10 protein-coding genes and 1 tRNA gene are annotated in these 13,928 nt (G+C 57.0%); 4 read left to right on the top strand and 7 right to left on the bottom strand.

From position 1 onward, the window contains the following. The first annotated feature begins 184 nt into the window (after positions 1-184). The gene (locus tag IEV54_RS05335) at positions 185-2,113 is read left to right on the top strand and encodes a metallophosphoesterase family protein (protein ID WP_229734525.1); all 1,929 of its coding nucleotides are present in this window, start codon (positions 185-187) and stop codon (positions 2,111-2,113) included. Between the two features lie 21 nt (positions 2,114-2,134). On the opposite strand, the gene IEV54_RS05330 is transcribed toward IEV54_RS05335, so the two are convergent. The 3 genes from IEV54_RS05330 to IEV54_RS05320 form a co-directional block, all read right to left on the bottom strand. Further along, positions 2,135-2,551: a PaaI family thioesterase gene (locus IEV54_RS05330; RefSeq protein WP_150276303.1), complete on the bottom strand. Its 417-nt coding sequence runs from the start codon at positions 2,549-2,551 to the stop codon at positions 2,135-2,137. Next, a complete protein-coding gene (locus IEV54_RS05325; RefSeq protein WP_150276302.1) occupies positions 2,548-2,988 on the bottom strand; it encodes a PaaI family thioesterase in 441 nt (146 codons plus the stop codon). The genes IEV54_RS05330 and IEV54_RS05325 overlap by 4 nt, the downstream gene beginning before the upstream one ends. 107 nt (positions 2,989-3,095) lie before the next feature. Further along, entirely contained in the window at positions 3,096-3,680 is a 585-nt protein-coding gene (locus tag IEV54_RS05320; RefSeq protein WP_150276301.1) for a TetR/AcrR family transcriptional regulator, read from the bottom strand. A 208-nt stretch (positions 3,681-3,888) separates the two neighbouring features. On the opposite strand from IEV54_RS05320, the gene IEV54_RS05315 reads away from it, so the two are divergent. Next, positions 3,889-4,080: a CsbD family protein gene (locus IEV54_RS05315; protein WP_150276300.1), complete on the top strand. Its 192-nt coding sequence runs from the start codon at positions 3,889-3,891 to the stop codon at positions 4,078-4,080. Positions 4,081-4,157: 77 nt separating this feature from the next. Here the strand turns inward: IEV54_RS05315 and IEV54_RS05310 are convergent, their stop codons facing one another. Together IEV54_RS05310 and IEV54_RS05305 are read right to left on the bottom strand one after the other, a co-directional pair. Continuing rightward, positions 4,158-7,451, bottom strand: a complete 3,294-nt coding sequence (locus IEV54_RS05310) for a bifunctional diguanylate cyclase/phosphodiesterase (RefSeq protein WP_150276299.1) — start codon at positions 7,449-7,451, stop codon at positions 4,158-4,160. 319 nt (positions 7,452-7,770) lie between these two features. After that, positions 7,771-7,847: transfer RNA gene (locus IEV54_RS05305), tRNA-Arg, on the bottom strand. 201 nt (positions 7,848-8,048) lie between these two features. On the opposite strand from IEV54_RS05305, the gene IEV54_RS05300 reads away from it, so the two are divergent. Beyond that, positions 8,049-8,477 (top strand): c-type cytochrome, encoded by a 429-nt coding sequence (locus tag IEV54_RS05300; RefSeq protein WP_223825349.1) that lies wholly within the window; start codon positions 8,049-8,051, stop codon positions 8,475-8,477. 62 nt (positions 8,478-8,539) lie between these two features. Here the strand turns inward: IEV54_RS05300 and rep are convergent, their stop codons facing one another. Then, complete coding sequence (gene rep, locus IEV54_RS05295; protein ID WP_150276297.1) at positions 8,540-10,552, bottom strand: DNA helicase Rep; 2,013 nt, start codon at positions 10,550-10,552, stop codon at positions 8,540-8,542. A gap of 183 nt (positions 10,553-10,735) precedes the next feature. Between rep and IEV54_RS05290 the strand changes: the two genes are divergently transcribed. Further along, positions 10,736-12,406 (top strand): putative bifunctional diguanylate cyclase/phosphodiesterase, encoded by a 1,671-nt coding sequence (locus IEV54_RS05290; RefSeq protein WP_150276296.1) that lies wholly within the window; start codon positions 10,736-10,738, stop codon positions 12,404-12,406. Here IEV54_RS05290 and IEV54_RS05285 read toward each other — a convergent pair. Then, positions 12,403-13,911 (bottom strand): YifB family Mg chelatase-like AAA ATPase, encoded by a 1,509-nt coding sequence (locus tag IEV54_RS05285; protein ID WP_150276295.1) that lies wholly within the window; start codon positions 13,909-13,911, stop codon positions 12,403-12,405. The genes IEV54_RS05290 and IEV54_RS05285 overlap by 4 nt on opposite strands. Positions 13,912-13,928: the final 17 nt, after the last annotated feature.

Below are 13,928 nucleotides of genomic sequence, written 5' to 3'. Positions count from 1 at the left end.
AGCAGACTGGGAATGCAAGGCATGCAGGCTAGCTGCGTGGCAGTTGGCTGGGAACGGACAACAACAATGGTGTTGTCTGATCATAAGCGCCGACACAGTTGCGAAGTGGCGCCGGTGGCCCCCGCGTAATATTCTGTGTTTCCGCCCGGTTGAACCGAAGGTGCCAATGCCAGTCCGAGACTCCATGCCCGTAGACGCCCTTCAATCCATGCCTGCCATCATCGCTGGCCCAATACTCCGCAGACTCGAACCGTCACGCCTGCTTATCTGGCTGGTGGCGCGGGAGCCTTTGCCCCTGGTTCTGACCTTACAGCGCCAGGGTGGCGACGAGCACATCCATATTGAGCCCGGCGGTTCGCTCTGCCAGGTAATGCCAATCGGTCGATATGCCTTCGTACATCTTCTGGATATCACTTTGGGTGATCCCCTGCCGGTCGATACCCTGGTTGAGTACGACTTGTCCTGGAGCGAAGCGAGTGAACAGCAAAATCTGGGCAAGGCTTTGCCCCACCTGTTGCACGCGGGGCGAGAGCGGCCTTCACTGATGATTGCGGCCACTAATCGCACACTGCTGCATGGCTCCTGTCGAAAGCCGCATTTTCCCTGTGGCGACGGCCTGGTACGCGCCGATAGCTGGCTCGCCGAAAGGCTGGATGAGCCCGAAAAGCGGCCCGCCTGGTTGATGATGAGTGGTGACCAGGTGTATGTGGATGATGTGGCCGGGCCGATGCTCCACGCGGTGCATCAGGTGGTCGAGCGCCTGGGCCTGTTCGATGAGCAGCTCGAGGGCGCTACCGTTACAGACAGTCAGCAGCTGTATCACAGTGCGGACAATTATTATCGGCGCGAGCAATTGTTGCCCGACATCCAGATGAATGCGCCGCTGAGGGAGCGTTTTTTTGGTGGTGCGAAAAAACCGGTGTTCACCTCCGCCCATGCCCATAATCATCTGATGACGCTGGCTGAGATGTTCGCCATGTATCTGCTGGTCTGGTCACCGGTACCCTGGCGGTTGGTCGAGTTACAGGCGCCGGAGCTGGAGGCGGACCAGGCAGAGAACTACGAGCGCGAAAAAATCGCCATTGACGACTTTGTCAGCGGCCTGCCACAGGTAGCCCGGGTGCTGGCGCATTTGCCGAGCCTGATGATATTCGACGATCACGACGTTACCGACGACTGGAATCTTACCGCCGAGTGGGAGAGCACCGCTTACGGGCATCCCTTTTCCCGGCGCATTATCGGAAACGCTTTGCTGGCTTATCTTGCGTGTCAGGGCTGGGGCAATGATCCGGATCAATTGCGCGAGCCGCTGCAGTCCCTTGCCCGGTTGCTGGATAACGCCAGCGAGAGTGGCTGGCTCGATGCGGCGGCGCAGGATGCCTCAATCGAACAGTCTCTTGGTTGCCAGTGCTGGGGTTATGAAGTGGCGGGCACGCCGCATTTGCTGGTACTGGATACGCGCACCCGGCGCTGGCGCAATGCTCGCCGCCCCGGCCACCCCTCGGGCCTGATGGACTGGGAAGCGCTGAGCGAGATGCAGCAGATGCTGCTGGACAAGGAGGCTGTAGTGATCGTCACAGCGGCGCCCATGTTTGGTGTCAAGTTGATCGAGGGTATACAGAAGCTCTTCACCTTGGCAGGCAAGCCCCTGCTGGTTGATGCCGAGAACTGGATGGCCCATCGCGGCGCGGCCAGTGTCATGCTGAATATCTTTCGCCACTCACGCACCCCGGGGAACTTCGTCGTGCTGTCCGGCGATGTGCATTACTCCTTCGCCTATGATCTCACTATTCGCGATCGTGATCGTGACCGCCGGCCGCGTATCTGGCAGATCACCAGCAGCGGCCTGAAAAACACCTTCCCGGAAAGCCTGCTGAACTGGTTCGATCGCCTCAATCGCTGGCTCTATGCCCCCTGGTCTCCACTCAACTGGCTGACCAAACGTCGCAGCATGCGTGTTACCCCTCGGGATCCCGACCGCGCCAAGGCCGGCGAAAGGTTGTGGAACGGCAGTGGTATCGGTTTGGTGCGAATGGATCAGGCCGGCAGACCCATCGAAATAACCCAGCTGGATGCCCGGGGCTTTGATGTGACTTTCGAACAGCGCCACTGAGGCCAGGTGTCCAGCTGTGGCTCAGGTTTGTACCGGGACCAGCAGGGCATCGCCGGTAGCTACAAGTTTTTCAACACCGTCGTGGGTGGCGAACAGCTCCGCGGTACTGAAAATCTGCTGGCGGCCCGGTTTGACTACCCGAGCAGCAACCCTGAAAGTCTGCCCGGTTGCCGGACGCAGGCAGCGCACGGTGAACTGGGACGCCAGAACATTACCGCTGAGCGTCGCCGCCGCGAATCCGCACGCGGTATCGATCAAGGCTCCCTGGATACCGGCATGCAAAAAGCCACTGTATTGCCCCATCTCCTTTTTCCACTGCATCGCCAGTTCTACCTCACCAGGAATCGCGGAGATAACCTCCAGCGCCAGCCAGCTATTGAATTCGGCAAGACGGGATATAGCCTGGATCTTGCCAAGTAGCTCATCTGCATCACTCATGCGCTGTTCTCCCGATTGTCGTTTCGTAGTGATGCCTTGAATACTGCTTTGGCCGTTGCGCATAGCTTGCCATCGGAGAATATTTTCGCCTCCGCAAAGCACAGGGATTGACCGATGCGCGAGGGCTCTGCGCAGACTTCCAGCCACTCACCGGTGCGCGCTGTGCCCAGATAGTCGATATTCAGACTGACGGTTACCAACCCGCCGATATTGTCGATCTGGCGCGCGCAGCTCAGTCCCATGGCGTTGTCCGCCAGGGCCGACATCAGGCCTCCATGTACAAAGCCGCGACTATTCACATGGGGTGAGTCGGCAAATAACCCGAGGGCGAAGCTGCTCGCCGATGCTTTGGCATACAGGGGTTCCCACGGGTCGGTCAAACCGCTGCGGCGGTCATGGCGGGAAAATCCGGCGGGTAGGGGTTTGTGGCTATCCATGGCTGACCCTCAATGGTTATGGCTGCTTTTATATATAGACCAGTTGTTATAATTAACAAGCTTTACTTGAATAAGCAATCTGAAGACGCTCAGCAGAGGGCAATCAATCAGGCAGGCTTGGAACGCAGCACCATCAGTGCGGCAATTTCTTCCGCGGCCTCGATGACGGGCCTACGGCTCTGCTCCACTCTGGCCTGGATCAACGAGCCCTCGAGAGCGGCTATGGTCAGACTGGCCAGACGCCGAGCAGCATCCGGTGCTGCTCCGTCGTTGAGCAGCAGGTCCTCGAATATCTGGCACCAGGCGCTGAATCCGTCCTGCGCGGCAATACTGAGAGCGGACGATTGAGGGACTGTTTCGAGAATAGTGGTGGCCATCGGACAGCCGTCGCGGAATGCAGACTGCTCCATCCATTCGCAAAGACGCGCGGCAAAGGCTTTTAGCAGGTCCGGAGCGGTGGTGTTTGCAGTGCGTAGCTCTTCCAGAGCGCGGACCGCCAGTTGCGCGGAGTATCGCAGCGCCTCTTCGCCGAGTTGCTCCTTGCCTTGGGGAAAGTAGTAATAAAGCGAGCCTTTGGGTGCTTTGCTCTCGGCAAGGATTTCATTCAGCCCAGTTTTGGAATAACCCTTCTTGCGAAACAGCATTGCCGCGGCCCGGACAATATTGAGACGGTTAACATTGGGAGCGGACATGCGTTGGATCCTTGGCCGAAATGAAGGGTGATGACGCTAGTTTATACGCAATGCTTTGCCCGTTGGTTTATCGAATGATCGAGGCAAGAATAGGGCACAGGATCGCTTTTTTGGCATATCGCGGCGGGGTCGGCGATTGAACTGTTGTCATGCTTGGGTGTCTGAACTGGGTGAGGTCGAATTCCGATCACTCGCCAGGAGTAACACCATGACCAGCACTACGGACAAGATCAAGGGCACAGCCAACGAAGTCGTTGGCAAGGGCAAGCAGGCTGTCGGCAAATCTGTCGGTAACGACCGCCTTGAAACCGAAGGCGCAGCCCAGGAAGTCAAAGGCAAGGCTCAAAACCTGAAAGGTGATGTCAAGGACGCTATCAAGGACGGCATCGACAAGGCCTGATAGCGTTTACGGGGCAGGGCGTCGGCGGTGTTTGCCAACGCCCTCTTTTCCAGCAGTACTTGCCCGCCGCCCCATCTTTACAGGAACAGCTCCTCGAGCGCACACGGCTTTCCGTAGAGGTAGCCTTGGTATGCCTCGCAACCGAGCAGTTCGAGTAAAGCCCGCTGCTCTTGCGTTTCTACACCTTCGGCAATCACGTTCAGTTTCATGGCAGCTGCGAGCGTAATTATGGCTTGCGCTATGGCTCGATCATTGGGGCTGGAAAGGATGTCCTGAACAAAACTCTGATCAATTTTCAACTGATTGAGCGGCAGCTGTTTCAAATATAGCAGCGAGGAATATCCCGTCCCGAAGTCGTCGATCGAGAAAGAGATACCGTGCTGCTGCAGTTCGAGCATTTTGGTTTTCACTTCTTGAAAATTACTGGCCAGCAGAGACTCGGTAATTTCCAGCTTCAGCCTTTGAGCGGGGGCGCCGGTGGATGCCAGTGCATCTAGTACGGTCAGAACAATGTTCTTTTCCCTGAACTGCACCACGCTGATGTTGACTGCGATGGTCAGATGCGACTTTGCCGGTTCACATGCCCACTGGGCGAGCGTCTCGCATGCGGCGTGCAAGGCCCACTTGCCGATGGGTATGATCAGCCCGGATTCCTCTGCCAGTGGGATAAACTGGGCGGGTGATACAAGACCTTTGGTCGGGTGAATCCAGCGCAGCAACACTTCAACCCCAATAATCTCTCCGCGCAGATCGACCTGCTTCTGGTAAAAAAGCACGAACTGCTTGAGGCGTATGGCGTCGTGCAGGTCCTGTTCAAGTGAGGCGCGCAGACTCACGGCTACCTGCATTTGCGGATCAAAGAAACGGATTCCGTTGCGGCCTGCCGCTTTAGCCTTGTACATAGCCATGTCGGCCTGTTTCAGCAAATCCGATGCACAATAGCGGGTGTCGTTGAACATGGTGACGCCGATGCTCGCCGATCCGTTGTACGCCAGTCCACCCAGATCAAATCCCAGGCTCAATTGCGCAACAATCTTTTCGGCCGCCGCTTCCGCCTGGTTGGCTGCCTCGTGGTCATCGATACTGAGATCCTCTATCACGACAACAAATTCGTCCCCCCCGAGTCGCGATACAGTATCGCTCTGACGCACACATTTGATGAGGCGCTGGGCTACCTGGCAGAGCAGCTCATCGCCCTTGCGGTGTCCGGAGCTGTCATTCAGGTCCTTGAAATTGTCCATGTCCAGAAACAGCAGCGCGGCATGCCTATGCTGCCGTCCGCAGTTGGCGAGTACCTGCTGCAGCCTATCCATCAACAGCCGACGGTTGGGCAAAGTTGTCAGGGGATCATAGAACGCGAGTTGACGGACTTCGTCTTCAGCCTTCTTGCGCTGGGTGATGTCCCTGACTATGCCAATAAAGTTGACACCCCTTTCCTGGTGCACCTCGGCCAGGCCCAGTTCGATCGGAAAGGCGGTCCCACTCTTGTGTCTTGCATCAAGCTCGCGCTTGCGACCGACAACATTTCCGGTACCGGTCTCGAGATAGTTGGCCAGGTAGGTATCGTGATTCTCGCGGTGGGGCGAGCCCATCAAGAGGCTGACGTTGTGTCCTACAACCTCTTCACCGCTGTAACCAAAAATCTGTTCCGCGGCATGATTGAATGTCAGGACCACACCCTTGCCATCAATACTGATAACCCCGTCGAGCATGTTGTCGACAATGGCCTGCATTTGTTTGGATTGTTCGATCAGCGTGTTTTCAGCCTGGATCTGGGCGCTGATATCAAAGTGCGTACCCAGAAGCCATTCAGGCTTGCCGTCGGGGGTGCGAGACGTCATACGCCCCCGGGTATTGATCCAGACCCAGGAGCCGCTCTTGTGTTTCATCCGCACGTTGGCTTCGTAATTGGGCACTTGTCCAGTGACGTGTTTTTGAATCTGGGTCAGGCAATAGGCCAGGTCGTCTGCATGAGTTAGATTTTCCCAGGTGCTTTGGTTGGTAGGCAGCAGCTCGGCACGTCGGTACCCGAGAAGCGCTGCCCATTTGTCATTGATCTGCAGCTCCCGGGTTTGCAGGTTCAGTTGCCAGGTACCAATTGTGTTGGCATCAATAACCGCTTTGAGCAGACCCTCGTTACGACTGATTAGATCTGCATCCTGCTTTTCCCGGGTGACGTCAGACTGGATCGAAATAAAGCCTATCAGCTCGCCTGAATCGTCCCGCAGGGGATTGCAGGCGATTCTTGTCCAGTAGGCTTTCCCTTTCTTGGAGTAATTCAGCACATCGACGTTAAAGCCCTTGTTTGTGGCCAAGGCCTTGGCCATGATTCTTACGGTATCTGGGTCCGTGCCCTCACCCTGCAGTAGTTCCCCGGGCCGCTTGGCCGCAATCTCCTCCATGCGGTAGCCGGAAATGGCGGTGAGGGCTTCATTGATCCACACCACCAGGCCGTCGGTATCAGTGATAATCACGCCATTGGTGGTTTGTCTGGCGACTTCGGAAAGGCGTAGTAGTTGCGCATTGATGCGGGTCTGTTCTGTGGTGTTGCGAACAATGACCAGGACTTCCTTGCGGTCGATTTTCCTGGCCCTGGCTTCGAAGGACTGGTCGGTAGCAGCAAGGCTGTAGTGAAGCTGTACCAGTTCGTTCGAATTGAACGCCTGCTCGATCTGGGCAATGACTTTTCTGCTCAGCTCCTCGGGTAGTACCTCTTCCAGGCTCCTGCCCAGAATCCTGTGGCGAGGGAGCGGCAGGTCGGGATGCTCGGCGCATACCAGAATGCGAAAGTGTCGATCGATCACAAAGACCATATCGGGCAGTGTTGCGATAATCGACGACATCCTGCTCATGCTGGCGGTCAGTTTGCGTTGAAACTCAGACTGATCAACCGCCGCGATTTCATGCTCAACCATGCCAGCAAATTCACGTAACAGGTGCTTCTGTTCAGGGCTGAACTCACGGATGGATGAGTCGATCAGGCACAGAGTGCCAATAGGTTGCCCCCCAGGCTCGTGAAGTGGCGCTCCGGCATAAAAACGAATGTAGGGTTCAGCGGTTACCAGGGGGTTATGGGAAAAGCGCGCATCCCGGGTCGCGTCAGCAACAACAAGAATATCCTTGCCCAGAATGGCGTGGCCACAGAAGGAAATGTCCCGGCCGAGCTGTTTCTCTTCCAGCCCCACCCGGGATTTGAACCATTGACGGTCGCTGTCAACCAGGGATACCAGGCAGATCTGCACGCCGAATACATGTGCGGCGAGCCGGGTGATGCGGTCAAAGCGTTCTTCCGGGGGCGAATCGAGAAGCCTGGTGTGTTGCAACGCCAGCAGGCGTTCAGTTTCATCTACGGGGAAATCGGGTGCGGTCAAGATGCCTCCAAACAGACTTTGGTCTTATCTTCGAATCACGCCGCTTGAGATCCACCTGTATTAGAAAAAGACATCACTCGAAGACAACATTACACGCGGTAATCTGCTTCGGGTACTTTATGCAATGCAGCCTTCAGGTTCTTGACGTAAAACTGATGGTTGTTTCAATACACCGGGAACAATTCTGAGCTTTTGAACGCGGCATGATGGGACAACATGTTACACAGAACATGGTGCGCTTGAGGGCGGCTGGTGTCGACCACATTCGCCCTGTGCATGTTAGTCGTGGTGGGAAATATCGACGAAGTAGGCAGGAAACTGGCGCACCCGACAGGATTCGAACCTGTGACCACCGCCTTCGGAGGGCGGTACTCTATCCAGCTGAGCTACGGGTGCGTTTCAGGGGCGCAATAATACCCATTGATTGGGGCTGCGTCCATGCTTGCGGGTGCTGGCTTTGTTCCTGCGGCACCGCGACCCGTTGTCGCTGGTTACAGATGCTATTTTGTTGGCTGCAGGTTTGCCGGTATACTCGCGCACATTGTCCGGGCATTGCACTTGGGCTCGAATATAAAGCCATGATGAGGATGTTAGGTGATGACTGTGAAAAAATTTCTGGCTGCCTCGGCGGCGTTGCTGGTTCTGGTAGCAGGCGGTGCGTTTGCTGTGTCTAGCGACAGCATTGCCGAGCGTATCAAGCCTTTTGGTGTTGTTTGTGTTGCCGGTGATCCTTGCGCGGATGTTGGCACTATGCCAACCGCAGTAGCGGATGCTGGCGCGGCGCGCACCGGTGAAGCGGTATACGGTCAGTTCTGCACGGCCTGCCACAGCGCCGGTATTCTGAACGCGCCAAAAACAGGTGATGCCGCTGCCTGGGAAGCACGTCTTGCGGCGGCGGGAAGCTTCGATGACCTGGTGACCTCTGCGATCAATGGTGTGGGCGCAATGCCGGCCAACGGTACCTGCGGCGATTGTTCGCGTGAAGAGATTCATGCAGCTGTCGAGCACATGTCCGGTTTGCAGTAACAGGCTTCAGTCAGCTGAAAAAGCCACCCCACGGGTGGCTTTTTTGTGCCTGCTGGTTTTTTTCAGGCCTTGGGTCCGAGCATGCTGCGAATGTCAGACAGCGCTGAGTTTCCCCGAGCCTGTTTCTTTTCCGGCGGTGCATCGTCGGTGCCTTCCCACTCCAGGTCCTCTGCGGGCAGTTCATCGAGAAAACGACTGGGCAGACAGTCGATGATTTCACCGAACTGTCGGCGGCGAGCAGCGTAGGTAAAGCTCAGGGTACGTTGCGCCCGGGTAATGCCAACGTAGGCCAGCCGACGCTCCTCCTCGACGCTGTCGGCTTCAATACTGGAGCGGTGGGGAATGATCTCTTCCTCCATACCAATAATGAAGACATGGGGGTATTCCAGACCCTTGGAGGCGTGGAGTGTCATCAACTGTACCCGGTCGGTGTCTTCCTCCTCTTCATGGCGCTCCAGCATGTCGCGCAGTACCAGTTTGGCGATGGCATCTTCGATATCTGTCTTGCCGGTTTCGTCTTTTTCGATAGTGTTTTTCAGGGCTTCGACCAGAAACCAGACATTGCCCATACGCTTGGCCGCTACGTCGTCACTCGAGCAGTTCTGCCGCAGCCAGTTTTCATAGTCCAGGTCATTGACCATGCTGCGCAGGGCTTCAATCGGATCCCCTTCGCTGCACTTCTTGCGTACGCCGTCCAGCCAGTTTCCGAAACGTTGCAAGCGCTCGCAGTAGCGCGGTTCAAGGTGTTCGGCCAGGCCCATTTCGCTGCAGGCACTGAACAGGCTGACATCACGCTGGGTGGCGTAGGTGCCAAGTTTCTCCAGCGTGGCGGGGCCTATCTCACGTCGCGGCACATTGATAACCCTGAGTAGCGCGTTGTCGTCGTCCGGGTTAACCAGCAGACGAAAATACGCCATCAGGTCTTTGACTTCCTGGCGACTGAAGAAGCTGGTGCCACCGGACAGGTGATAGGGGACCTGGTGATGCTGAAGCTTGAGTTCGAGCAGGCGCGACTGGTGATTGCCGCGGTAGAGAATGGCGAAGTCCTTCCAAGCCCGCTTGTGTTTGAGATGCTGGGTCTGAATGTCGGTAGCAACGCGCTCGCACTCCATCTCCTCGTTGCGACAACGAATCACGCGAATCGGATCGCCAAAACCCAGTTCGCTCCATAGCTGCTTTTCGAACACGTGGGGATTGTTGGCGATCAGGGTGTTGGCGGTCTTGAGGATGCGGCTGGTCGAGCGGTAGTTCTGTTCGAGCATGACTACCTTGAGCGCGGGGAAATCGTCTTTCAACTGGGCAAGATTTTCCGGGCGAGCACCACGCCATGCATAAATCGACTGATCATCGTCGCCAACCACGGTAAAACGAGCCTGTTGACCAACCAGCATTTTTACCAGGAGGTACTGACTGGCGTTGGTGTCCTGATATTCATCGACGAGCATGTAGCGGATACGAAATTGCCATTTTTCCAGAACATCGGGATGCTCGCGAAAAAGTGCAACAGGGACAAGAATAAGATCGTCGAAATCGACCGCGTTATAGGCCTTGAGCGTGCGATTGTAGTGCATGTACACGCTTGCGGCGGTCTGCTCCTGCGGCGTCTTGGCTTGGGCTAGCGCCTGGTCGGGGCTGATCAGGTCATTCTTCCAGCTGGAGATTTGCGCCTGGATGCCTTCGGTTCCTTCATCGGCGCCGTAATCACGATGCATCAGGTCGGTAATCAGCGCCTGGGCATCCTGCTGGTCGAAAATCGAGAAGCCTGGCTTGTAGCCCAGCCGCTTGTGCTCCTTGCGGATGATATTCAGGCCCAGGTTGTGGAAGGTCGAGACGGTCAGGCCGCGCGCTTCGTTGCCCTTGATCAGCAGGTTCACGCGCTCTTTCATTTCCCGCGCCGCTTTATTGGTGAAAGTCAGGGCGACAATATTCTGGGCTTTTATGCCGCACTCACGTACCAGGTAAGCGATCTTGCGCGTGATCACGCTGGTCTTGCCGCTGCCGGCGCCAGCGAGTACCAGCAAGGGGCCGCTGATGTAATTCACGGCTTCCTGTTGACGGGGGTTGAGTTTTGCCACCGGTAACGAACTCCTGAGCTGAAGGCGGTGGAGTTTACCCGAAAATAGTCTCGCCTTGAGTGATGGCTAAAAGCTAGTCTTGGTTGTTGATCATTTTTTCGATATAACTTACTTTAACAAAGATGTTCTATATATCTAATTTATATAGGCAACCGGGGAGACGATGTGATTTCCGAGCGCCAAATGCAGCGCGTACTGCTGTTAGACAGGGATGCAGGTGCTTCGGTACAGCTTGGCCGTCGTCTCATGTCCGTTGCGGGCTGCCCTTTCGAGCTGGTGCGTGCTGATGACTGGTCAGAAGCCAGATCGCTGATCGAAACAGGCGACATCGAGGTTATCCTGACTCGCAGCGAGTTTCTTTCCGATGCCTGCGAATGCGGCATCCCCGTCATTCATCTGGTTGTCGAGCCCGAATTCCACCGCTCCACTGAAGCGACCTGCGACAGTCTCTGGGACCAGTCCAGCGCCAGTGAACTCATTCGCTGCCTGCATTATGCAATCGAACGGCAAGCGCTCAAATCGGCCCTCGACCGCGCTTCCAGCTACGACCCTCTTACCGGCGTATGCAATCGTTTCATGGTGCAGGATCGACTCAAAATTGGTATGCGCCGTGCCCTCCGGACCAACCAGCCGCTGGCGCTGATGTTTGTTGACCTGGATAACTTCCGCCACGTCAATGAAACCCTGGGTCACGGTGCGGGTGACAGCATCATCAAGGAAGTTGTTGCAAGACTGCGGGGTATTTTGCGTAACACCGACACCGTAGGTCGTATGGGCAGTGACGAATTTGCGATTATCATCGAGGACTATGCCCGTTCCAGTAATCTGTTGCAGATCGCCCAGAAACTGGTCGGCGAGCTGGCCGAGCCTTTTCTGGTGGAGCAGGAAGGTTTGCTGCTCGGGTGCAGTGTCGGGATCGCTACCTATCCGGAGGGCGGTCAGACCGTCGACAGTCTGACTTTGCACGCCAATATGGCGATGCTGCAGGCCAAGAATCAGCGCGGCTGCAATTACCATTTCTATGACGACCGCATCAATCTGCAGGCCAACAACCTGATCGAATTCGAGACGTCGCTGCGCCATGCGCTGCGCGGCAACCAGCTGGAGCTGCACTATCAGCCCCGAGTTAACCTGGCTACCGGCAGGATCGTCGGGCTCGAAGGACTTATACGCTGGCGTCATCCGGAACGCGGGTTGCTGGGACCCAACGAGTTCATTCCCCTGGCCGAGGAAACCGGTCTGATCGTGCCCATGGGTTACTGGGTAATTGCCCGCGCCTGTCACGACCTGGCGAAGTTGCATCGTCGCAACCATCCACCCATCCATGTGGCCGTCAATGTCTCGTTCCGTCAGTTCCAGGACAGTCAGTTGTTGCCAACCGTCAAACGCTTGCTGGACAAGACCAGCATCGACCCGCGCTGGCTGGAATTCGAACTGACCGAGACGGCAGTTATGCAGAACCCCGATCAGGTGCTGGCGACGATGCAGGGTATGACCGGTCTTGGTGTACGCTTCTCCCTGGACGATTTCGGCACCGGTTTTTCCTCGTTCATGCACCTGCAGCGTTTGCCGATCGATCTGCTGAAAATCGACCGCAGTTTTGTCAAGGGTATTTCCGATACTCGTTCTGACCGCCAGTTGGTCGCGGCGATGATCGAGCTGGGCCACAGCCTGGATCTGGAAGTGGTCGCAGAGGGTGTCGAACATCGTCAACAACTGGCAGAACTGCGGGCGTTGGGCTGTGACCAGGTTCAGGGTTTCTTCATCAGCCCGGCGCTACCTTTCGACGAGCTTTGCTACTTCATGGATGCCTATAGCATGGGTCGTGAAGATTCGCAGCTCAGCGTTTCCTAGTGTTCCGCGCGGCGGTCGAGTTGGCGATACTGCAGAGCTTCGGCCAGGTGCCTGCGGGCAATATGATCGGTAGCTTCCAGGTCAGCCAGGGTGCGCGCAACCTTCAATGCCCTGTGACTGGCCCGATGCGATAGCCCCAAACGTTCTATAGCCTGTTCCAGCCAGCGAGCATCTGACTCTTCCAATTGGCAATGATCCCGCAGGCCGGCCAGATCCATATGCGCATTCAGGCATTCTTGCCGCTGGTGCTGAAGATTTCTGGCTGCCAGTACCTGTGCGCCGGCGGCCTGGCTATCGGGAACGCCCCGGGGTTTGCCGGCCATACTGAAGGGTTCATTGTGCATGGCCAGATGCAGGTCGATCCGATCGAGCAGCGGGCCTGACAGCTTGCTCCGATAACGCTGGATTTGCTCTGGGGTACATCGGCAGCGACCTGAGGGGTCGCCCTGATATCCGCATGGGCAGGGGTTCATTGCAGCAATCAGCTGAAAACGGGCAGGGAAATTCAAGGTTTCGCGGGCTCGGGCAATATGAATGGAACCGGACTCCATGGGCTCTCTGAGCATTTCCAGCACCTTGCGATCAAACTCCGGGAATTCGTCGAGAAAAAGTACGCCGTTGTGCGCCTGGCTGATTTCGCCGGGACGAGGCTGGCTGCCACCTCCAACTAGTGCGGCGGCGGACGCACCATGATGGGGCGCGCGAAAAGGGCGCAGGGGCCAGCTTTGCAAAGGCCCGTGATTGCAGACCGATTGTATGGCTGCCACCTCCAGTGCCTCGTTTTCGCTGAGGGGCGGCAGAATGCCCGGCATGCGACTGGCCAGGAGTGTCTTGCCGGTGCCGGGTGGGCCAAAGAGCAATAAATTGTGGCCGCCGCTTGCAGCCACAATCAATGCGCGCTTTGCCTGTGCCTGACCCTGTACATCCGCGAGGTCAGCCAGATCCTGCGTGGGCGGTGGAATGCTGCCCGAGGGCACGGCCTCCAGCTCCCTTTCGCCGCGCAGGTGCTCACAGAGCTCCAGCAGATTGTCGGCGGCAACGATATGTACGCCGCGAACCAGCGCGGCCTCCGGCGCATTGGCACGCGGGAGCAAGAGGGTCCTCTGGGACTCGCGGCAAGCCAAAGCGGCCGGCAGCACACCCTGCACCGGGCGCAGCTCTCCCGATAACGCCAGCTCCCCCAGGCATTCGCAGTGAGCCAGGCAATCGACGGGGATCTGACCACTGGCAGCCAGAAGACCGAGGGCAATGGCCAGGTCAAAACGTCCGCCTTCCTTGGGCAGGTCGGCGGGAGCCAAATTAATGGTGATGCGTTTAAGGCTGGGAAACTCCAGGCGGGCGTTTTGCAATGCGCTGCGCACCCGGTCCTTGCTTTCCCGCACGGCGGTTTCCGGGAGGCCTACCAGGGTCAGGCTGGGCATGCCGTTGGCCAGATGCACCTCCACAGTGACGGAAGGCGCGGCGATACCCAGTTTTGCGCGGCTGTGAACAATAGCCAGGGACATGATCACTCCTTGATCGG

Source organism: Halopseudomonas salina (assembly GCF_014637955.1).
Lineage (GTDB): Bacteria > Pseudomonadota > Gammaproteobacteria > Pseudomonadales > Pseudomonadaceae > Halopseudomonas > Halopseudomonas salina.
The sequence above is the reverse complement of the archived record's forward strand: the minus strand, read 5'-3'. Positions and strand labels throughout refer to the sequence as shown.

Coding starts and splice junctions, on each gene's coding strand:
- IEV54_RS05325 (WP_150276302.1), bottom strand. CDS start 2,988: ATGGATAGCCACAAACCCCTACCCGCCGGATTTTCCCGCCATGACCGC.
- IEV54_RS05300 (WP_223825349.1), top strand. CDS start 8,049: ATGACTGTGAAAAAATTTCTGGCTGCCTCGGCGGCGTTGCTGGTTCTG.
- IEV54_RS05285 (WP_150276295.1), bottom strand. CDS start 13,911: ATGTCCCTGGCTATTGTTCACAGCCGCGCAAAACTGGGTATCGCCGCG.
- IEV54_RS05290 (WP_150276296.1), top strand. CDS start 10,736: ATGCAGCGCGTACTGCTGTTAGACAGGGATGCAGGTGCTTCGGTACAG.
- IEV54_RS05315 (WP_150276300.1), top strand. CDS start 3,889: ATGACCAGCACTACGGACAAGATCAAGGGCACAGCCAACGAAGTCGTT.
- IEV54_RS05320 (WP_150276301.1), bottom strand. CDS start 3,680: ATGTCCGCTCCCAATGTTAACCGTCTCAATATTGTCCGGGCCGCGGCA.
- IEV54_RS05335 (WP_229734525.1), top strand. CDS start 185: ATGCCCGTAGACGCCCTTCAATCCATGCCTGCCATCATCGCTGGCCCA.
- IEV54_RS05330 (WP_150276303.1), bottom strand. CDS start 2,551: ATGAGTGATGCAGATGAGCTACTTGGCAAGATCCAGGCTATATCCCGT.